13 protein-coding genes are annotated in these 21600 nt (G+C 35.3%); 4 read left to right on the top strand and 9 right to left on the bottom strand.

All coding sequences use genetic code 11. The features are described 5' to 3' along the window. Positions 1–112 precede the first annotated feature (112 nt). The 4 genes from AAGV33_RS01980 (at position 113) to AAGV33_RS01965 (ending at position 3642) form a co-directional block, all read left to right on the top strand. Positions 113–2074, top strand: a complete 1962-nt coding sequence (locus tag AAGV33_RS01980) for a transglycosylase domain-containing protein (protein ID WP_373390235.1) — start codon at positions 113–115, stop codon at positions 2072–2074. Between the two features lie 283 nt (positions 2075–2357). Continuing rightward, positions 2358–2690 carry a 2Fe-2S iron-sulfur cluster-binding protein gene (locus AAGV33_RS01975; protein ID WP_373390234.1) on the top strand — a complete coding sequence of 111 codons (333 nt, stop codon included), beginning with the start codon at positions 2358–2360 and terminating at the stop codon, positions 2688–2690. 222 nt (positions 2691–2912) lie between these two features. Continuing rightward, entirely contained in the window at positions 2913–3212 is a 300-nt protein-coding gene (locus AAGV33_RS01970) for a hypothetical protein (RefSeq protein ID WP_373390233.1), read from the top strand. 10 nt (positions 3213–3222) lie between these two features. Next, on the top strand, positions 3223–3642 hold the full coding sequence (locus AAGV33_RS01965) for a hypothetical protein (RefSeq protein ID WP_373390232.1): 420 nt from the start codon (positions 3223–3225) through the stop codon (positions 3640–3642). Between the two features lie 54 nt (positions 3643–3696). Here AAGV33_RS01965 and AAGV33_RS01960 read toward each other — a convergent pair whose 3' ends face one another. From AAGV33_RS01960 to AAGV33_RS01920, 9 genes are all read right to left on the bottom strand, one after another. Beyond that, positions 3697–5586 (bottom strand): peptidase U32 family protein, encoded by a 1890-nt coding sequence (locus AAGV33_RS01960; protein WP_373390231.1) that lies wholly within the window; start codon positions 5584–5586, stop codon positions 3697–3699. A 367-nt stretch (positions 5587–5953) separates the two neighbouring features. Further along, positions 5954–6886 (bottom strand): hypothetical protein, encoded by a 933-nt coding sequence (locus AAGV33_RS01955; protein ID WP_373390230.1) that lies wholly within the window; start codon positions 6884–6886, stop codon positions 5954–5956. Continuing rightward, positions 6879–7343, bottom strand: a complete 465-nt coding sequence (locus AAGV33_RS01950) for a DUF6932 family protein (protein ID WP_373390229.1) — start codon at positions 7341–7343, stop codon at positions 6879–6881. Before AAGV33_RS01950 ends, AAGV33_RS01955 begins: the two co-directional genes overlap by 8 nt. 306 nt (positions 7344–7649) lie before the next feature. Further along, positions 7650–10085 carry a beta-galactosidase GalB gene (galB, locus tag AAGV33_RS01945; RefSeq protein ID WP_373390227.1) on the bottom strand — a complete coding sequence of 812 codons (2436 nt, stop codon included), beginning with the start codon at positions 10083–10085 and terminating at the stop codon, positions 7650–7652. Positions 10086–10124: 39 nt separating this feature from the next. Beyond that, on the bottom strand, positions 10125–13643 hold the full coding sequence (locus tag AAGV33_RS01940) for a malectin domain-containing carbohydrate-binding protein (RefSeq protein ID WP_373390226.1): 3519 nt from the start codon (positions 13641–13643) through the stop codon (positions 10125–10127). 65 nt (positions 13644–13708) lie between these two features. Beyond that, a complete protein-coding gene (locus AAGV33_RS01935; protein ID WP_373390225.1) occupies positions 13709–16441 on the bottom strand; it encodes an alpha-d-galacturonidase in 2733 nt (910 codons plus the stop codon). Between the two features lie 93 nt (positions 16442–16534). Continuing rightward, entirely contained in the window at positions 16535–17428 is an 894-nt protein-coding gene (locus AAGV33_RS01930; RefSeq protein ID WP_373390224.1) for a sugar phosphate isomerase/epimerase family protein, read from the bottom strand. Positions 17429–17515: 87 nt separating this feature from the next. Then, on the bottom strand, positions 17516–18661 hold the full coding sequence (locus AAGV33_RS01925) for a sialidase family protein (RefSeq protein ID WP_373390223.1): 1146 nt from the start codon (positions 18659–18661) through the stop codon (positions 17516–17518). A gap of 96 nt (positions 18662–18757) precedes the next feature. After that, a complete protein-coding gene (locus AAGV33_RS01920) occupies positions 18758–21511 on the bottom strand; it encodes a glycoside hydrolase family 78 protein (protein ID WP_373390222.1) in 2754 nt (917 codons plus the stop codon). Positions 21512–21600 lie beyond the last annotated feature (89 nt).

The following is a 21600-nucleotide window of genomic DNA, read 5'->3' as shown; positions in this document are numbered from 1 at the left end:
CTTAAAGTTGCTTTTTAACTTAAATAATTTTAATAAACTTTAAGTTAAGATTATCAATAGCATAGAAAAAAGTTATTATTTTAGCCCGTTACCTAAATATTTTAAAATAGCCATGAAAACGGTAAAACAAAAAATAAGCTTAGTTTTAAAAATAATTGTTGCTTTTGTAGCAATTGCTATCATTGGTGTTTTTGGTTTTAGGGAAACACTTCTGCAAAAAATTTTAGCCAAAACAACGGTCAAAATGGAAGAAGACTATAACTCTCGGTTTGTGGTAAAAAAAGCCAGTTTCGAAGGGCTTTCGGGCATTAATCTTACTGATGTTACTCTGGTTCCAAAAAATGCAGATACCCTTTTCAATATTCAAAGAATAAGAACGAGTGTTAATATCTGGCGGTTGTTAGTGGGCGATGTGCAACTTGGAACTTTGGAAATTAAAAATGGCTATCTGCAACTAACTAAAAAAGGAAAAATAAAGAATTTTGATGCTTTTTTAAAAAGAAATAAAGACGAAGAAAACACAACCAATAAAAGAGATTATGCCGCTTTTGCATACCGAATTATTTCCCGAGTACTAAATTTAATTCCGACGGATATGGATGTCGAAAACCTGAAATTCAAACTTGACGACAACGGAAAACAAGCCACTATCGACATTAAAAAACTAGTATTATTAAACAAAGAACTCGAAACTTCGATTCATGTAAAAACCAATACGTTTGCCCAACGCTGGAAAATAAAAGGTTTTGCCGATCCTCGAAATCAAAAAGCTGATATTCGATTCTTTAATATTGATACAGGTGCGATTAAAGTGCCTTATTTTGACGAACGTTACAATCTTATTTCCAGCTTTGATTCCATTCGATTAAATATCGAAAACATTGATAAAAGTGGTGACGAATTACATATTGACGGCTTTACTTCGATAGCCAATTTAAAAATTAATCATACTAGAATTGCCCGAAAAGATGTGTTGATCAAAAATGCCCGTTTCGATTACCGTTTGCTTTTAGGTTCTGATTTTGTTTCGGTCGATAGCAGTTCAACCATGCAATTCAACAGAGTAAAATTCCATCCTTATTTGGCTTACGAAACCGAAGATGACACTATTTATAAACTAAAAGTCAACATCCCAAAAATGAAAGCGCAGGATTTTATTTCCTCGCTTCCCGATGGTTTGTTTACCAATTTTCAAGGCATGGAAGCCAACGGAACTTTCGATTATAATTTAAATTTTGAATACAATAAAAACAAACCAAAAGACTTGATTTTTGATAGCAATCTAAAGAAAGAAAACTTAAAAATCACCAAATATGGCGAGGCGAATTTGAACAAACTTAATGGCGAGTTTGTCTATCGTGCCATTATAAATAATGTTTTGCAAAGACCAGTTCTTGTTGGAACTACTAACCCAAATTATACACCGCTGGATCAAATTTCGCCTTATTTACAAAAATGCGTCTTGACTACCGAAGATCCTTCGTTCTTTTCGCATCGTGGTTTTATCAACGAAGCTTTTAAACAATCTATTGTAAAAAACATCAAAACCAAGAAATTTGCTCGTGGCGCAAGTACCATTAGTATGCAACTAATCAAAAATGTTTTTTTGACTAGAGAAAAAACGGTATCTCGAAAACTAGAAGAAATTCTACTAGTTTACATTTTAGAAAACAATCGAATTGTAAGCAAAGAACGCATGCTTGAAGTGTATTTTAATGTGATTGAATGGGGACCAAATGTTTACGGAATTGGAGAAGCCAGTCAGTTTTATTTCCAGAAAATTCCAGCCGATTTGACTTTTAACGAATGTTTGTATCTGGCTCGAATTATTCCTAGTCCAAAAAAATTCATGTATCAATTTAACGATGAAGGAAATCTAAGAGAATCGGCAACGCAACAAGTTTCTTTTTTAACCAATTTGATGATTCGAAGAGGATTGTTAACTCCAGACGATACTATTTTCAAAAGTCAGCCTACAATTTTAACTGGACCAGCAAAATCCTTGCTTCGTATAAAAGTAAAAGACACCACAGCAGTTGATTCTTTGTTAGTAAAAGAAGAATTTGAATTTTAATATTGAACCACAAAGGGTACTAAGTTTTTACACAAAGAACACAAAATAATAAGCCGCAGATTCACAGATTTTTGAATGTGAATTTGCGGTTTATTATTTCAAACCGTTAAGCAATTAAGAAAATTTAGCATCTAAATATTTAACCGAAAAGTTCGCAAAGTTTTACCTAATAAGATAAATAAGAATAACTCTTAACTAAACTTAATGCCTTAATTGTTTATTAAAAAAACCTTGCGACCTTTGTGTAAAAACTTAGTACCCTTTGTGGTTAAAAATACTTCACTTGGAAAAAGAAATCAAAAACATCAGCTTCACTGTTATTGAAAACGGAATTCAAACTCCAGTTGTAACACGTCATGGCAGTTATCCCAATCTCATGTATTTGCTTAAAGAAGAATTACAGTTGGAAAGTTTTGGCGAATGTGGCGGTGCAGGTCGATGTGCTACTTGTCTTGTAACTACAAAAAGTGTTACAGGAGCTTCATTAATCAAAGAACGAAACGAGCCCAACACTTTAGAACAATTAGGCTATACTGACCAAGCTACACGGCTTTCATGCCAAATCTACATCACCGCTGATTTGAATGATGCTGAAATTACTATTTTGGAAATCTAATTTTTCTATAGATTTAAGAGTTCTAATCAATTTAATTTCATCTAATCATCTGACTATTATTTGTAATTGTATTTAAGATTTAGTAAATTGGAACAAAAGATGCTGTATTTTTCTGAACCGAGAGATTTTTTATTACTTGATTTTAGAATAAGACAAGCAAAAACATTTGACATTCTTCTTTTTTCAATTAATAGAAATGAGTCAAATTAAACTGAAGCAATTATGAGTAAATCCTATATAAAATGTTCAGAGTGCAATACTGTCAATTTGGACAATGATTATTGTAGCAATTGCGGTGCTCTACTTGATGTTGTTCTTAAACGAAAACTGGAAAGAGAAAAAAAGGCGCAACATCAGAAAGAGGAAAAACCAAGCCAAATTTCTGAATTTTTAAGAAAAGGCACAACACACCCAAACAGTATTATAAGAATATTATTTCAGATATTTAATTCCATCTGGTTGTTCTTTGCTATGGTTTTTGGCGGAATCATTGCTGCGATTATAGCTGCAGCAGCGGGCTAAATCAACGGGAATGAAATCTTTAAAACAAAACCGCAATCCATTTTTAAGTCTAAAAAGACTTATTTATTTTGTAATGTCAGTAATTGCGTTGTCTATATATGTAATGCAAAAACAAAATATAGCCCTGCCGCCTTTAATCAATAATTATGTAAATGATTTGTTGTGCCTTCCTCTTGTTTTGGGCGCAATTACCTTTATGATTAGATGTCTTAAAAAAGATAATTCCTTTATGCTTCCCATGAGGATAATCCTTTGTATGGCTACATTTTATTCTTTTTATTTTGAATATTATCTCCCTGAACTAAATCCAAGATATACTGCAGACTGGATTGATGTACTTTTATATTTTACAGGTGCATTAGCTTTTTATTTTGTAGAAAACCCCAATGAAATATCGAAACTGTTTAAACGAAAAACACATTTACTATAAACCAAAAAAGCCACAACATCAGTTGTAGCTTTCTCTATTTTGTTCCATTTGAACTTATCTTCTTTTCACATAATCCAATTGTTCGTCCTGGTCGATGATTTCAAATTCGGCATCTTTTTCCCAAATTTCCATCTCACAAGGTTTACAGTTGAATTTCAGCTTATATTCGGTTTCACCGTGCTTTAACGTTAGCGGTTCTTTTACTTTTTCTCCCATAGTATCACGCTGGAAACGGGCACATTTACCCAACTCGTATTTCACGCAATATTTGGTTGTCATCACACGCGCTTTCCCCGGATCCCATTGCAATTCGAATGCTTTTTCAATCTCAGTTACACCGTGTCTTTTATAAAAAGCTCTCGCTAATTTATTCGAAACATTGAAAGTAAAATCTAATTTTTCGGTTGGATAAGGAATATCCGATTTTGTAATTTGGAATTCTTCTCTGTGGTATTCGTTGATTCGAATATCAATCAATTGTTCCAAAGCAATTCTTCGAACTTCATTCACTTTCGAAATAGGCAAGAACCAATTCTTAGTAAATTCTACTTCAATATCGTCAACTACAAAAGGCGTATTTCCTGTTTTAGCTAAGTTTTTTGTGATATTCGGGATTACCGAATCTTCGCTTTTTGCCAGTTCTTTTTCAGTAACCAAATTTGATACACTTTGGTGTCCGTCTTCATCCACCGCTGTTAATTGGAAACCTTCCTCCGTTTCAGAAAAACGCAGACTTACGCCAATTTTTCGAACCGCAGCGTTTTCTTTTTCTACAATTCGGTTGAATTCTGCATCCGAATTTCGATAAATAACAGTTCCTACAGCAATATTTTTAAAGGTATTAGGCACCACAATATCATTCACAATAATATTGATTTGGACTCCATCGGCTATGCCTTCTTCATTGATAAAAAATAAACCATCACCGTTATTCAGCTTATCATGATTTTCAATCACATAACCATTGGCTTTGATTTCGGTTATTTTACCAATGTACTGTCCTTGTGATTTTGGGCTTTCCCAGTTTCCAATTTTTTCTTTACGTTGGTTTACAAAATAATCGGTGTAACCTCTATTGAAACTTCTGTCCATTTCTGGTTCGAAATTATAGAAAGTTCTTCCCGAAGAAGCTTTTTGGAAACTCTCATTATTTTCTAAAAAAGCATCGAGTTTCTTTCTTAAAAAAGAAGTGTTATTTTTTACGTAAACAATATCTTTTAAACGACCTTCAATTTTAAAGGAAGTAATTCCCGCCTCAATCAAATTAGGTAATTGGTCACTTAAATCCAAATCTTTAATCGAAAGCAAATGACTTTCGGTCAATAAAGTCGTTCCATTTCCATCAATCAAGTTGTATGGCAAACGGCAGTTTTGCGCACAAGAACCACGATTAGCGCTACGTTCTCCACCAGCGATACTCATGTAGCAGTTTCCACTAAAAGACACGCAAAGCGCACCAGAAACGAAGAATTCTAATTCCACATCAGTTGCTGCGGAAATGTCTCTCACCTGGTCTAAATTTAACTCTCTAGCTAGAACCACACGTTGCATCCCAACATCTTTCAGGAATTTTACGTGTTTGGGTTCCCGATTATTAGCCTGAGTACTGGCGTGAATCACTATTGGCGGCAAATCCATTTCCATAATGGCCATGTCTTGCACAATTAGCGCATCGACACCAATATCGTATAATTGATAGATTAATTTTTTACAAGCATCTAATTCGTTGTCGTACAAAATGGTATTAATCACCACAAAAACCTGCGCCTTAAACAAATGCGCATATTTTACCATTTCGGCAATATCTTCAACTGAATTGGTTGCATTGGTACGCGCTCCAAAAAGCGGAGCACCAATATACACAGCATCTGCACCCGCATTGATAGCCGCAATTCCCTGAACCAAATTTTTAGCTGGAGCAAGAATTTCTACTTTCTTTTTCATTTGAAGATTTTTATTCTTTTTATAGGTCAAATGTAATTCGCATATTAATTTTCGCTTTAGCGACCAATTAACGCAATGCTCATTTCATATAATCATTGCTATAATTCCAAATTTTCTGGAATCAAAATGCAAAAGTATAAAATACTTCTCAAAAAAGCAGGGTTTTAATGGGATTAAGATTTAAATAGATTGAAAAACAGTTGTTTATAAAATCATCAAAACTATTTAAACGTAAAAAAGCACGAATAAAATCCGTGCTTTTTAAATCTGAAAAATATTCTATGTTTTTATTCCACTTTTTAACTCGTTTTTTAAAAGAAGTTCTTTTTTAATAAACATTTCTGATAGTCACTAACTAACTTTAACCTCATTCAAGAATTTTTGCCAACTCGAATGATGCTTTCTCTTCTTTAGTAATACTATTTTTAAGAGTATTTTTAATAATTACCGCAGAAAAATTTTCTCCTATTTGAAATTTTTTTATTTTATCTAAAAAAGACATTGGAAATGAAACCTTAAAAAGTTTACCTCCATCTTCTTCGATTTCAAGCTGTCCTTTTAGACTTTGCATAACCAATGTGCCTGAAATTTCGATTTCTTCTGGAGTAATAGTTTCTATTTTTGAAATGGAATTATTAAGTTGCTTTATTCTATCAAAGTTCCCTTCCCATTTAAAAACTTTTGAGTTTGGTGAAGACCATTCTAAATCAAATTCTAAATGGTTATTAATACTCAGGTTTAATATTTTATTTAATTTTTTAATTCCTGCTCCACCATATTTTTCAGATTTATCCATTAATTCAGAATCGCTATGGACATTTAACAACTCAAAAGTATTGATTAGAGCATTTTCTATCATACTATTACCAAATAAATCAGGACTATTGTTACCCGTAACTAAAATATGTGTTGAACCAGGAACTAATCTGTCGAAGCGTAAATCTACAGTGTTTTTAATTGAGGTTAATATTTTTGCGCCACCTTTATTACCATATTGATATTTTCTAGATGATTCTATAATACAGTCTGACAAACTTTTAGCAAACTCTCCTAATAAATCTAAAGGCAACTTTCCTACTTTTGCAACTTTGCCTTTTAAGCGTATATCAATAATTTCTTTTTCTCTTTTCTGTTTTTCGAAAGCAAGATTAGAACGCAATTCTACCATTTGTTCTAAGGTGTTTTTTACCATACCCTTATTGAACAAACTATTTGGATTGTCTTTAAGCAAATTCTCATATTTCAGTAAAGTATCTTCTGAATTTGCTAGTAATTCCTCTATACGTTCTATACTATACATCTTTTGATAATTGTATTTTATATATTCCTTTGCTATTTATTTTTCTTGAATCAAAACCGTAAGTTGTTATCCATTTTTGTTTTTCAATTTCATCATTTCTATCTATATAATAAACATCAACTGAATATCTGGCCTTAACAATTTCTCTATTTTGAAATAATTCTTCAAATAACTTTAGTTTTCTATCTTTTAAATTATTTATTTCACTTACGTCTAATAAAAACACAACATCTATGTCTTCTGGTTCTGGTTTATGAGTTGAAAATGAACCATCTATCCAAAGCTCTGCATTCAAGCCCAAATATAAAAACTCACTTAAATAAGCATTTAAGCGATTAATCAATTGCTTTCTTTGCTCATTTTCTCCAAAAGGCTCTAAAAAAACAGTGTCTAACTGCCACAAAGCAATTTCTTTAAACCCATTTTCCAGTAGAGGTTCGTATTCTCTTTTGTACATTTTTTACTGATAAATTATTATGCAATTTAGCTTTTTTTACTATAATTTAGCACAAAGTACTCCCAAATTTAAATAGCATAAGTTAGAACAAGTATTTTATCACCATCGATACAAATAATATTTTTACTATAAACGAGTATGAATTTACCCCAAATCAGCTGCTGAAATCGCTTCCGCATAAGGAAAAAAAAAGATATAATGGACAGCCAGACCCTTTTGGCTATGCCCTAATAGCAAACAAAATTATTCACAAAAAACTCCATTATTTCTAATGGAGTTTTAAATACAATTATTTTTTTAAGATGTTTATTCCACTTTAATACTTAGAGTTCCTAAGTTAATATTCCCTGCTGTAGTCGCTTCCAACGTGATGTTTTCTGCTTTTTTATTCGATTGTAAAATCACTACACATTTTCCGTTATACAATTTGCGGTAATCGGCTATAAAAGGCTCTAAACTGGCTTGGTAGCCATTGTCAACACCAACAATTTTAGCTCCTCCCGAAACTTTAAAATTAATTAGATTATCGGCTGTTGGAACATAATTTCCGTCTTTGTCCTGCAAAGAAACCGTCACGTAAGCCAAATCATATCCGTCGTTTTTAATGCTCGTTTTATCCGATTTCAAATCAATTTTAGTCGCTTCGCCAGCGGTATGAATTTCGGTTTCCTTAACCATTTTTCCCTCTTTTCTCGAAATCGCTTTCAATGTTCCTGCTTCAAAAGGCACTTTCCAGGCAATATGCAATTCGTCTCCTTGTTTCGCTTTCGAACCTAATGATTTTCCGTTTAGGAATAATTCTACTTCATCCGCATTATTGTAATACGCCCAAACATCAATTAATTGTCCTTGTTTCCAGTTCCAATGTGGCAGCAAATGCAAGACTGTCTTATTACTCCATTCGCTTTGGTACATATAATAGACATCTTTAGGGAAACCTGCTAAATCTACGATTCCGAAATACGAACTACGTGCCGGATAAGGATACGGATCAGGTTCGCCAATGTAATCAAATCCCGTCCAAACAAAAGTTCCAGCTATAAAATCATACTTTTTTGCTGCTTTCCAGTTTTCTTCATGCGTAGTTCCCCAGTAAGAAGCAATATTATCATAAGCCGTAACCGTTAAATCAGCGTTTCCATCAAAAGGCGCATCGTGTTTTATGGGCCAAAAACGAATAGAATCCGTTGGCATATCATAATGACCACGAGTTTCCAGTGCCGAAACACTTTCGGAAGCAATGATTTTTTGTCCTTTAAAACGCTCTGGAAATGTAGCATAATCAGCATGTTTGTAATTGAATCCTAGAAGATCTAACGCACCCGACTGATAGATAAAATTCTTCTCCGGTACATTCTCCGTCAAAGCCGAAGTTACGGGTCTGGTTTTGTCTAAAGATTTTACAATTTGAGCCAATTCTTTCGTAATCGCAATTCCAGTACTATCAAATTGTTCACGGATTTCGTTTCCAATACTCCACATCATAATCGATGGATGGTTGCGGTCGCGTTTGATAAAATCTTCTAAGTCACGCTTGTGCCATTCGTCCCAATATTTATGGTAATCATTAGTTACTTTTTTCTTTTTCCAAACATCAAAAACTTCATCCTGAACGATAAAACCCATTTCGTCACACAACTGCAACATTTCTAATGAAGGTGGATTATGAGCCATTCGAATAGCATTCACACCCATTTCTTTCATGATGGTTAATTTTCTTTTGATGGCATGATAATTTGCAACCGCACCTAAAGCACCATTATCGTGATGCAAACAAACACCATAAATTTTCGTTGGAACACCATTTAGCGAAAAACCTTTTTCAGCATCAAAAGCAAAATATCGGAATCCAAGTGGCGTTTCATAATCATCTATCAAAGTCGATTTCTCGTAGATTTTTGTCACTACCTTATATAAATTCGGATTGTCAGTATCCCATAATTTAGGATTATTGACTTCAAATTTTTGTCCTTTTTCTAAAATAGCATTAGCATCAATTTTTTCAATAGATTCTAATCGTGCTACCGAACGATTATTGGCATCCAAAATATTCGTTACCACTTTAAATTCCTTTGAAAAATCAGAATCATTTTGAATGCTAACACTGTAATCTACCGTAGCTTTTTCCTTTGAAACTTCTGGCGTAGTCACCACAGTTCCCCAATGTGCTACATGCAATTTATCAGTAGTTACTAAACGCACATTTCTATAAATCCCAGAACCGGTGTACCATCTGGAACTTGGTTGTGCGTCGTTATCCACTTTTACAGCAATGTAATTTTTTTGGTTTCCAAAGTTCAAATACTTGGTCAAATCATACGAAAATGAAATGTATCCAAACGGACGTTTTCCTAAATAATGACCGTTAATCCAGACTTCGCTATTGCAAAATACCCCATCAAATTCGATAGCAATGCTTTTATTTTTTGCCGATTCAGGCAAAGTAAAACTTTTGCGATACCAACCTATTCCTGCTGGCAAAGCGCCTTGTCGTGGTTTTGTTGGATGGTCTTTACTAAAAGTTCCTTCAATACTCCAATCATGTGGTAAATCTAATGTTCGCCAATCATTCGCTTCAAAATCAACTTGAATCGCCGTAGGATAGTCGCCTAATTTAAAATTCCAATCCGGATTAAAATCGGCTATAATTCTACTTTCATTTTTTGTTGATGCACAAGCAACCAAAAGTAACAAAGCAATTGTTATTCCTCCTTTTCGTAAAACACTTTTATGTAAATTCATAAATCTATTTTCTTTATTCTTTTTTCTATTCTCTACTTATTACTGAAACTCAAAAGACTCCAAACGCAATCCTTTCATATTATCCGATTCAATTCTGATTTTATATTTTCCGGCATTAATATAACCTCCCGAAGTGGTATTTAAAATCTTCCATTTCTCTGTTGGTGCTGGGAATTCAATTTCATCATTTCGCAATAAAATACCATAAGCATCTTCGATAACCAACTTGACTTTTATCGGTTCCATATTCAAATTCATGTATCTAAAACGCATCAAATAGACATTGGCAACGCCGGGATTGACTTCAAATTCGATACTGTTTTTAGTGCTTTTGGTAAATTCAACATAATCGCTACTCTTGAAATTCCCTTTTATAATTCCGTCACCCGCAATTTTAGCGGCTTCGGCTTCTAGTTTTAATGAAGGTCGGTCGTCTTTGTTTTTTCCCATGTCTGATGTTGGAACAACCACAATCGAATACATCGCTGCCTCTTTTGCGTTTTTTTCGAACGTAACTTTTTCTCCTTTTTTTACTTCTTTTTCGAAAACTGCAAAAATAACTCCGTTGCTGTTTTTAGCCGTTTCTTCAGATTTTTTGAAAGTCGAAAGCCAAGGCAAAGTCGTTTTTACATTCGAATCAACCAACACATATGCCGTAGCATCTTCTTTCGAAACAAAAGAACCTGAATTAGTGTTTTCTTTCGAAAATTGGATATAATCGGCAGCGTACAAACTTGCTGGCAATTGCGTAAATGTCACATCCGAATTTGAATATTGTTTCGAATTCAGTTGCAACCAGGAACCAATTTCAAATGGTGTATTAGTTACAACATCCAAAATATTCTTTGGCGAAGATGCAGCTGCTTTCACCGATTTGTCTTTGGTAGCAATGGCAATCGCAGAGATTATTCCTTCTCCCGAACTTACTTTTGGAAAATCAATTACTAACTGACCGTTTTTGCTTTTCACCGTGAACGTTTTTTTCACTGCTTTTGAAAAACCAACTTCACTCCAAATGTCAAAATCTTTTAAAACCACTTGGTCGTTGATTGCCACATCAAAGACACGCCAATCTTTACAATCCAATCCGCCGCCAGTTCCGTACCAAGGTTCAGAAAAATACAAATCGACTACATATTCGCCATCAGGAACAGGAAATTCATATTTTAATTTGTCCATTCCGTAACGGAAATTCTGAAACAAGACGTCATTTTGAGTTCCATCAACAAGGTCAAAAGTAGCGCGCTGACTCGCAAAATAAGCCGGTACACTTTTAAATTCATCTGCCCAGGATAAAGAACCCCAAGTATTCACTTCCGTTTTATGTACGTCAGCTAACCATTGATTTCCATCTGTATCTTTGAAATCAGGTCCACCACAATTGACACGATAAATGTAATTGTAGTTCGCTTTTGACGAAACAATTTCTTCTTTTGAACTTAATGATTTTAAGTTTGGTGCTTTAGGTAAATTGTTCAAAACAATATAATCCTGAGCTATTTTTTTTCCATTTACATAACCCACAGCATACAAGACATTATACTGAATATTGACATTATTCCATTGAAAATGCTGTCCTCTTCCCGGGTTTTTCAATTTCCCTAAAGATTGATTGTTGACGTCATTAAACAATTCGACTTCATCACAATTGGAATAGACATCAATTCCGTTTTTAACTCCAGGAGCTTCCCAACGATTCGGCCACGTATGCGAAACGATATACACCATCGGATTGGTTTTATTCGACGCATAATTGGCTCGGTACATATAATACGCATCCAGAGGCTCGCCCCAAATACTAAACAATCCTTTGTAATTAACGGGTCCAACCTGATCGATAGCTCTGAATCCTTCGCCATTTTGTTCACGCCCCGGATTTTCATGCGAAGCAAATAACCAGTTGTATTGTCCTGCAATTTTATCTTTTACCGATTCAGCTTCACGGATTTTAATTTCCATTAACTGCGAAAAACGGTTTTCGCTCAAAATTCCTTTTTGGTCAAATTCCCCTTCCGTATGCAAATCGTGTGAACGCCAGGCACCATATTCTCCATTCAATAATTGCGAAGTCATTTCGACATCATAATTATACGGATCGCCGCCATAAGTTCCTGACCAGTTTTGCACCACATTCCAGTCAGTTCCTTCACCACCATTACAAGTCGTCACTTTGCGTTGTGAAGAAGCCGTTGGATCCATTTCGCGGATGATTTGAGTACATTCTTCAGCAAATTCTTTTGGAATAGTACTTTCATTTTGTAATCCCCACAACACTACCGATGGATTATTACGACGTTCTTTGATCCATTCGCGCAATAAAGTTTTGAAATTTTCTTTAAATTCAGGCGTATCATACCAAATATGAGCCGAAAACTGAGACCAAAATAAAATACCACTTTCATCCAGCAATTCCTGATATTTCAAATTGTGTGGTTGGTGCGCTTCTCTAAAAGAGTTGAATCCAGCCGCTTTTATCTGTTCGATTCTGGCTTTTATTTGGGTGTCCGAAAAAGCATGACTTTGTCCTAATTGATGTTCGTATTCGCAAGTTCCATTGATAAATACGGGTTCATCATTGATAAAAAATCGGTTGTCATCGCCCGCTCTATCCACTGGCCAGGAAACCCAACGAATTCCATAAGGCGTCGTGATTTTATCTAAAACTTTATTTTTTTCTAAAATAGTAGTCGAAAGCGTGTACAAATACGGACTTTCTGGCGACCATAATTTTGGATTTTTGATTTCAGGTAAAGTCTGTTGAATTTCTTTAGTCTCTTTCGAAAACAAAACAGAACTCTTAGCCGAAGCTACTTCTTTTCCATCTTTATCCAAAAGAACATTCACAACAGTAATCGTTCGATTTGCACTGCTGTAATTTTGTATTTCGGTTGTAGTATGCAAAATAGCCTGTTCTTTAGAAACCGTTTTGTCATTCCAAATGTGAATTCCAAAAGGCGCTATGCGAACGTCATTTGTAATGACTAAAGTTACTGGTCTAAAAACCCCCATCGGTTGTGAACCTTCTGAAAATCCCCATTCGCCAGAACAACCACCACAAACCCAAGGCAAATCGGCAATAAAAGCAGGATGAGCTGCTTTGACCACAATTTTATTATTCGAATTGTATTTTACAGCATCACTAATATCCAATGTAAAAGTTGTTCGACCTCCTTTGTGTTCACCTACTTCAGTTCCGTTTACCCAAACCGTTGCGTAACTGCTCACTCCTTCAAAAAACAGAAACAGTTTTTTCCCTTTTTGCGGTTTGCCAATTTTCAAATTTTTCGAATACCAAGCCGTTCCGTGCAAATTGCCATGTTTCATTTGGCGAAAGCCTTCATATTGATCCCAATTGTGAGGTACATTTACTGTTTTCCAGTTGGCATCAGCATTTGAATTTTGCGCAAAATCCTGTTTTGCTTCTGGATGAGAATCCACCATAGTGGTTTTCCAACCCGCATTCAATGAAATCTCTTTACGAAATGAAGTTGCTCTTTCTTGGGTTTGCGCCCATGAAAAAGTAGTTATAAAAAATAGTATATAAATTAATCTCTTCATTTTATCTTTTAAATTTAACTCTGTCAGGATTTTAAACCCTGACAGAGTTGGAATCTATTCTAATCTTAGTAAAACAACCAGTCTACTGCTTCTTTTTCTCCTTTATCAATATAACCCACATCGCGAGGTTCGATTTTTTGATTCACATCAATAAATCCTAAAATCAAGACTCTTCCTTTTCCTAAATTCAGTTGGTTTTCACCAACTTTAAAACTATAGGTGTGAATATTAATTCTTGGCAATTCTTTTAAATTCATAGCATTTGCTAAAATCACTTCGGCTTCACCCATTTCATTTCCGGCAGCATTTGTTTCCAGACTTGGAGGAAATAAAAACCTTTTTTGATCAGAGTTAAAATAACCCACTACCAATTTTACCGGAGCATCATTCTTGAATTTTAAAGTTGTTCCTTCGGTATTTTGCTGATCTTCAACGAATGAAATTCCTTTTAGATTTTTAAGTTCCGGAGCTACTTTTATCAGTTCAGAAATTGGCGTTCCATATACTTTTGTCCCTTCTTTAACGGCATAAGAATTTGATTTTGGACTTAACATAGTAACGTTAGCGGTTTTCCATGGAGTAACTGCTTTTGGCTTGATTTTTCCATCTTTAGCTTCTTTTAAAAGAATAATATTTCTCTTGAAATTAACTAATTCTCGTTCATAATGTGGTAACAATTCAGTCCATGTTTTATTGAATCCATCGTCTCCACCAATAGGAATTCGGCGTTGTGCCGTTTGCATACTATTAGCATAGAAATAGGTGTCTTTTGTCAGTTTTACCAATTCTTCGTAATACTCCAAAGCTTTTTCAAGATGTGGCACCGCTTTGTCTAAATCGGCAATATCATTTGAATAACTATATCTTAAAACCAATAAAGCCGCTTCTACTTTTTCAGAAAAACAATTTGCAAAAGCATTGTAGCAATACACATCATTTTTTAAACGATTGAATTCTTCTTTTTCTTTAGCAACAGCAGGAGTTGCTTTGTCAATGGCTTCGACAGCTATTTTTCCGTGTTGTACAATTTCTTTAATAATTTGCGTAGGTGTTTCCCCAATATGCGCTTCATGATTCCATTCTTTTCTTGCATATTCCTGAAGTAATTCGCCAACAGGCCCACAAGATTCATGAAATCCAGGATACACGCGCCATTTAGCTGGATTAACTAATTGGCTTTCGAACATTCCCAACAATAAGGTTTGACGGTTTCCTTCGGTGATTCCAAAACGTCTTAAGGTTTTAGGAGCAATTTCACCTATTTGTTCATAGGCTTCTAAGATATTTTTTCCTGATTCTGAGTCTGTTCCATATTTTTTAGCAAATTGATTATCCCAATAACCAATTTCCTGAGTACGGTCTCTCTTGCTGTCCCAGGCGTATCTTGCCCAGGCTTTGTACCAAATCCAGTCACGATCCATTTCCATTAATCGTTCTCCTGTTTTGGTTTTATCAGCCGTATAAGGCCAGTCCCAATACGATGCCTGAGGATACAAATGCAGTGCATTTGCTCCATGAATGTTATGCATTGCCTTTACCGTTTTTTGGATAAAATCTGGAGATCCATATCTAAAAGGTTCCAAGTTTGCCAAAATATGCACATTTTCAATATGAATTGAACCTAAAGAACTCAACTGTTTGTGCGTTTCTCCCCAAGGTCCACCTGGAGTATAAGTAGTCAGGGATTCCCCATTATACTTACTCATGGTGTATAAATTTTTATATAAAGGCAAGGCTTTAGCCATTACCGCTGGAGCATCTGTATCGTGTGATCTCAGGATAATAGGTGGTTCTTCAGTTTTTCCTAATGCTTTCAGACCATCCTGAACACCTGGAAGAATCGTATTGGTGAACCAATTCACATCATCTTCAACCGTATTCATTGCTTCTCCTAAACACACTAATAAACCAACATTTGGGTATTTTTCGATAAATGCCGTGATTGATTTCTGAGTATAATCGTCAATCAATGGTGTAATAACACGTTCTCTTTCCTGAGTTTTGAGATTATAATGATCTGCAAAAGGTTTAGAAAGAATAATGTTATAAAACATCTGGATTACCCAGATTCCTCTTTTATTAGCTTCTTCGGTTAAGAATTTAAAAACTTCTTCATTTTTCTTAAAAGTTTCGTCACTAACCTCAACAGCAAACGGATACTCTTTTAGTTTTACTAAAGAAGCAAATGGATGTCCGTTCCACAAATACAAAGAATTCATACGGTTTTCGACCATCATATCCAGGTATTTTATCCAAAGATCTTTATCATAAAACCAAGGAAAAGATTCCGGAGTATAAGGATATTCATAAACGCCACGACCTTCAAGATAGGTGGTTTTTTGCATTCCAATACAAGTTCCTCTCAACACCATTTCCGGGCTGTCATTTTCATTAATTTGAGCTGGGAGTTTTCCGTTTTCCTTAATTTTATCCGCTATTTCTAAAGCACCATACAAAGCGCCCGAAGCATCAAAACCTTCGACAAAAATAATATCTTTTTGAGTACTGATCTGGAAACCTTCTTTCTTGGTTAATTGACTATCATCAATGTTCGCTTTTTTCGAATTTTGCTTCCAAAAATCGCTTCCTTTTTCACCAATTACGATAACTCTGTTTTTAGAATTTTTAGGTACTTTTTCCGAAAAAGTAACTGCATAACCTTTTTGAGTGGCAATTTCAGCAATTTTTTCGGCTCCAAAATTAGCACGGGCTGCATTAGCATCCCGAACGATTGTAATATTCTGGGCTGAGGCAAAAGTTACCCATAATCCTAAAAAAAGTAAACTTAAATATTTCATTTCTAATGTTTTTTGTTTTGCCACAAGGACACTAAGGCGCAAAGTTTTGATTAATTGTTTCTTTGTGACTTGGTGTCTTCGTAGCATTTATTTTTAATTCTGAAAAATACGTTTCAGGTAAGCAACATTTGCTCCGTAATTGGCTTTCACATTGTGTACATCCGTAGTATCACGAGAACGTTCTACGATTAACCAACCTTTCCAGTTCATTTTATCTAAAGTAGATTTGATTTTAGGCATATCAATCGCTTTGTCATTTTCTAACCAAAAACCATCGGTATTGGAAGCGTGAATTTGAGCCAAATGTTTTTTACCTAAAATTTTAAGTTCTGCCGAAATATCCTTTTTATTTTCGATAGCATTCGAAAAATTGAATGAACTCTTGATGCTTTTACAACCAATATCTTTTAGTAATTTTTTCTCGGCAGTAGCATCTAGTGAGGTTTCGATAGCAATCACTCCACCTATTTTAGCTACTTGTTTGCCAGCCCATTGCAAACGTTCAACAATAATCGGACGCAATTCTGGGAATTTCTTCAAATCGCATTGTGTTCCTAATGGTAAATAAGCCACTTTTACATTCATAGTTTTCATTGCATCGATACAATCCTGAACCATTCTTTTTACGGTTTCTCGCTTTGCAAAAGATTGTCCGTAAAATCCAGACATAGCAATAGATGAAATCCCAACATTGAATTCCTGAGACTTATCTTTAAAATTTTTCACCTCAACTGGATCAGCTAATTTACTATCAAACGTTTCACGATTTCCTAAACCGCCCATGTCCAATTCGATTCCATCTGCTTTAATTTCGCTCGCTAAAGCAAATGACCCCAACTTTTGTCTTTTTAAAATCATCCAATCGCAAACTGCTACTTTGTAGCGTTGCTTTTTTGAGGTCTGAGCGACTGCACCACTATTAAATGAGCTACTCAAAACAGCAAGAACTATAATAAGGGAATTTCTTTTTAAATAAGTTAATTTCATATTATTAGCTTTTACCATTAAGACAATAAGAAAGTTAAGGGTTTTCCTCAATGAAACTTATTATCTTAATGGTTAAATTTTTGATTTTTATTCTTCTTCCGCCTTAACTGCAGTTACTACTTTTCCTTCTTCACCTGGCCAAACTCCGTTTTTAATTGGAAGAGCCACTAATTTGCTTGGATCAATTTTTACGTATTTCAACTTTTCTCTTCTCCAGGTGTAAACGATATGCACCATTCCATCTGAACTTTGAATCATCGAAGGATATGAATATTGACTGATTTTTGAATCTTCTAAAACCAAGGCTGCTTTCCAGTTGATTCCATCATCAGAAATAGAAACATTCAAAGGTGTTCTTGGTCCTTTAGCTTCTGTTCCTGGAGGTAAAACGTGGTTGTAAACCAATAAATGTTTACCGTTTTTCAACGTTACAGCATCTGTTCCTGAGTTGTTATTTGGCATGTCTAACAATTCCACATCCGACCAAGTTTTTCCGTTATCTTTAGAAAAAGTACTAAACAAAGCTCTGTTTCTAGTTCTTCCAATTGCCTGAATACTTCCATCTTTGTGAAATAAAATACTTGGTTGGATCGCATTAATTTGTTTTTTTCCTCTTGCTAAAGTATCTCCCATAACCCAGGTTTTTCCGAAATCTGGAGTAGATTCCATTCTAAGTCTCCATCCGTCTCCTTCAATACTTGAAGGAAGCAATAAAGTTCCGTTGCTTAACAATACTGGTTTATTTTTGATTGGTCCCAAAAATCCATCAGGCATTTTCTCTGCTTCAGACCATGTTTTTCCGCCATCAGAAGATCTTCTTAACATTCCCCACCATTCAGATGGTTTTGGTCCAATTTTGTAAAATAACATCAAATCGCCACCCGGAATTTGGTACAAAACCGGATTCCATGTTGGCAATCTTGGTCCTTCTTTCATTACACCATCAGCAACCATAATTCCTTCAGTCCATTTGTCACTTCCTTTTGGTTTTCTACTTACATAAATACAAACATCAGGATGTCTTTCATGTGTTCCTCCAAACCAAGACGATACTAAATCACCATTAGTTGCTTCCACAATGGTTACTGCATGACAAGAAGGATAAGGTGCTTTATCATATATAAATTCATCTACTAAAATTCCTTCTTTCCATGTTTTTTTCTCTAAAGCCGATTTACAGCTTGCTAAAAGTAATACGGTTAAAACGAGAAGGCTTGTCTTTAAGGTTTTCATATGTTAATATTTATTGTTTTTTTTAAGGTCATATGTAATTCGCATATCATTATTGGCATTTGTGACCAATTATCGAGTATGCTCATTTCATTATCATTATTTTATATTATTTACATTCAGTTGATACGTTCCTGAAGATAGTTCAAGAACCAATTTATTATTTTCTATTTTATAATTTTTCGATACTTTTCCTTTATTGACTTTCACATCTGAAGCATTCGCTGTTGGCAAATACACCAATGCCGATGAATTGGCTGGAATGATAATTTTCCATTCTAAAGTATTTTTGCTTTTCTTCCAGTCGCTTTTTATCAGTCCATAAATCGATTCGTAAGAAGCATTTACAAAAGTCAATCCCGCCTTAAAATCAGGTTTCATAATGATTTGTTTGAAACCCGGAGTTTCAGGATTGCTCTTAATTCCCGCCATATTTTCATAGTACCAAATCAATAAATCGCCCAACAACATTACGTGATTTTGCGAATTCATAGTTGGGTCGGCTGTGTTTCCATTCCATAATTCCCAAATGGTTGTCGCTCCGTTTTCAACCATATAGCCCCAGCTTGGGTAGGTTTTATTCGAAGCCAGTTTGAAAGCCAAATCCCCTCTTCCAAAGTTTGTCAGCGTTCGCATTAAAAATTGCGTTCCAATAACTCCTGTGCTGATATGACCGTTTTTAGTCACCTCAACTTCGTGAACCATATTTTGGAAAACTTTGTCTATTAGATTTTCAGGAACCATCCCGAAAGCCAAAGGCAAGACATTTGCCGTTACCGTATTATTGGCGTAGCTGTTGGTTGTTGTATTCAAGTATTTTGCATTGAATGCTTTTTTGATTCTCGTTGTCAAATCATCATAATGGGCAATATCGGCATCGGCGTTTGCGATTTTGGCAAACTTTTTCATTATGTTCAATAACTGATAATAAAACGCACTCGATAATAATTGTCCATCTGTTAAACGGGCAGGATCTTTGGAACGAATCAACTCTAATGATTCCGGCGGAACGCACCAATCACCGTATTTGTCCTTATCCATTAAATCGCCTTTCAGATAATTTTCTTCCATATACACCATCCATTTTTTCATAGACGGATATTGTTTTTTGATCACTTCTTTGTCGCCAAATTGTTGGTACAACATATCGCCCACCGTGATATACGTCCCCGGCCAGGTAACGTTATCGCCGTAATAACGCCAAAATGCCGGTGCCACATCTGGTAATCCTCCGTCTTGGGTTTGGGAATATTTAATATCATCCAGCCATTTGGCATACAAAGTCTGGTTGTTGAATAAAAAACTTTCGCCATAAGCTCCTGTTGTACGGTCTCCCAACCAAGGCTGACGTTCGTTTCGTTGTGGACAGTCGATTGGCATTCCTTTGTAATTTCCGCTGATTCCCCACCAGGCATTTTTGAAAATCTGATTCATCGTCGCATCCGAAGATTCGAAAGTTCCTGTCGTTTTAATGTCGTCATACACCACTTTTCCAACGAAATTATCCAAAGTTGGTTTGGTCGGAAAACCCGAAATCTCCACAAATCGGAAACCGTGAAATATAAAACGTGGTTCCCAGATTTCTTCGCCTTCGCCTTTGAGTGTATAAACATCTGTAGTTTTGGCATCACGCAAATTGGCAATGTACAGCGAACCATCAGCCTGCAAAGATTCAGCAAATTTCATCGTGATTTGGTCGCCACTTTTTCCTTTGACTTTCAACTGTAACCAGCCCACCATATTCTGACCCATATCCAAAATGTAAGTTCCTTTAGCAGTAACTTTTATCGAAATCGGTTTTACTTCGCCCATTATTTTCATATTCGGCGTCATCTGCGCTTCATAAAAACCGCCTGGTTCCTGAACGTATCTGGCGTTTACCCAATTTTTATCATCAAAGTTGGTCGTAGCCCAGCCTTTCATTTCCTTACGGGCATCGTATTCTTCGCCGTCGTATTCGTTATTGGACAAAATCGGTCCGTCAGTAGTTAGTTTCCAGCTATCGTCCGTTCGGATTACCTCACTACTTCCATCCGTATATTCGACAAACAATTGCAAGGCAATTTTCGGGAAACCAAATGACTTAATTTTATAGGGTTTGTAATCCTGACGCATCGCAAAAAAACGTCCGTTTCCTAAAATTGTTCCCAGCATATTTTTTCCTTCTTTCAATTGTGAAGTCACATCAAAAACATTGTATTTTACATTTTTGGTATAGTCCGTAGGAACGGGAGCCAAAACCTGATCGCCAATTTTATTTCCGTTGATGTACAGCTCATACAAGCCCATCCCCATAATGTAAACCTTGGCAGATTTAACTTGTTTTTTTACATCAATTTCTTTTCGCAAATAACGCGCAGACAATCTCGAATATTGAGAAACGCTATCATCTTTCGATAATTTTTCATAGCCAATCCAGCGAGTCGATTTCCAGTCGGCATAAGTTAAAATCCCAATACTAAAATGAGCTTTCTCTGTAGATTTTATTTCGCCTTTATTCGTAAACACAATTACTTTCCAAAACGCATTTTGTCGGTCGCCCAACTTTTTTCCATTGTAAAAAACATTAACCGAAGCATCACTGGTTACTTTTCCACTATCCCACAAATCGGCTTTGTTCGCATTTAGATTTTCTAAAGTCGAAGCAACCATAATTTGATACGCAGTTTGTTTTACATCATTCACATCCGACTTTATTTGCCAGCTCAAACGGGGTTGAACCACATCAATCCCTTCCGGATTGTTCAGCATTTCGCATTGCAGATTTGTTACGCTGATTTTGTTTTGGGCTTGCGCCGAAAGTGAAATCAAAGTTATGATGATGAATGTTGTATGTAAAAAAAACTTTTTCATTTTATATTTTTTAAGCTGATTTGCTTCCCCTGTTCGCTACCGCTTGGGTTGCAGATTGAGCAGTTTTTTATTCTCATTTTTGTCATTCT

Source organism: Flavobacterium magnesitis, from assembly GCF_041729735.1.
GTDB classification, from domain to species: Bacteria; Bacteroidota; Bacteroidia; order Flavobacteriales; family Flavobacteriaceae; genus Flavobacterium; species Flavobacterium magnesitis.
Note: the sequence above shows the minus strand (reverse complement) of the source record. Positions and strands in the feature narration are given on the sequence as shown.

What these genes read in the sequence shown, in the direction of transcription:
- AAGV33_RS01980 (WP_373390235.1), top strand. Translation starts at nt 113, where the DNA reads ATGAAAACGGTAAAACAAAAAATAAGCTTAGTTTTAAAAATAATTGTT.
- AAGV33_RS01970 (WP_373390233.1), top strand. Translation starts at nt 2,913, where the DNA reads ATGAGTAAATCCTATATAAAATGTTCAGAGTGCAATACTGTCAATTTG.
- AAGV33_RS01965 (WP_373390232.1), top strand. Translation starts at nt 3,223, where the DNA reads ATGAAATCTTTAAAACAAAACCGCAATCCATTTTTAAGTCTAAAAAGA.
- AAGV33_RS01960 (WP_373390231.1), bottom strand. Translation starts at nt 5,586, where the DNA reads ATGAAAAAGAAAGTAGAAATTCTTGCTCCAGCTAAAAATTTGGTTCAG.
- AAGV33_RS01955 (WP_373390230.1), bottom strand. Translation starts at nt 6,886, where the DNA reads ATGTATAGTATAGAACGTATAGAGGAATTACTAGCAAATTCAGAAGAT.
- AAGV33_RS01950 (WP_373390229.1), bottom strand. Translation starts at nt 7,343, where the DNA reads ATGTACAAAAGAGAATACGAACCTCTACTGGAAAATGGGTTTAAAGAA.
- galB (WP_373390227.1), bottom strand. Translation starts at nt 10,085, where the DNA reads ATGAATTTACATAAAAGTGTTTTACGAAAAGGAGGAATAACAATTGCT.
- AAGV33_RS01940 (WP_373390226.1), bottom strand. Translation starts at nt 13,643, where the DNA reads ATGAAGAGATTAATTTATATACTATTTTTTATAACTACTTTTTCATGG.
- AAGV33_RS01935 (WP_373390225.1), bottom strand. Translation starts at nt 16,441, where the DNA reads ATGAAATATTTAAGTTTACTTTTTTTAGGATTATGGGTAACTTTTGCC.
- AAGV33_RS01930 (WP_373390224.1), bottom strand. Translation starts at nt 17,428, where the DNA reads ATGAAATTAACTTATTTAAAAAGAAATTCCCTTATTATAGTTCTTGCT.
- AAGV33_RS01925 (WP_373390223.1), bottom strand. Translation starts at nt 18,661, where the DNA reads ATGAAAACCTTAAAGACAAGCCTTCTCGTTTTAACCGTATTACTTTTA.
- AAGV33_RS01920 (WP_373390222.1), bottom strand. Translation starts at nt 21,511, where the DNA reads ATGAAAAAGTTTTTTTTACATACAACATTCATCATCATAACTTTGATT.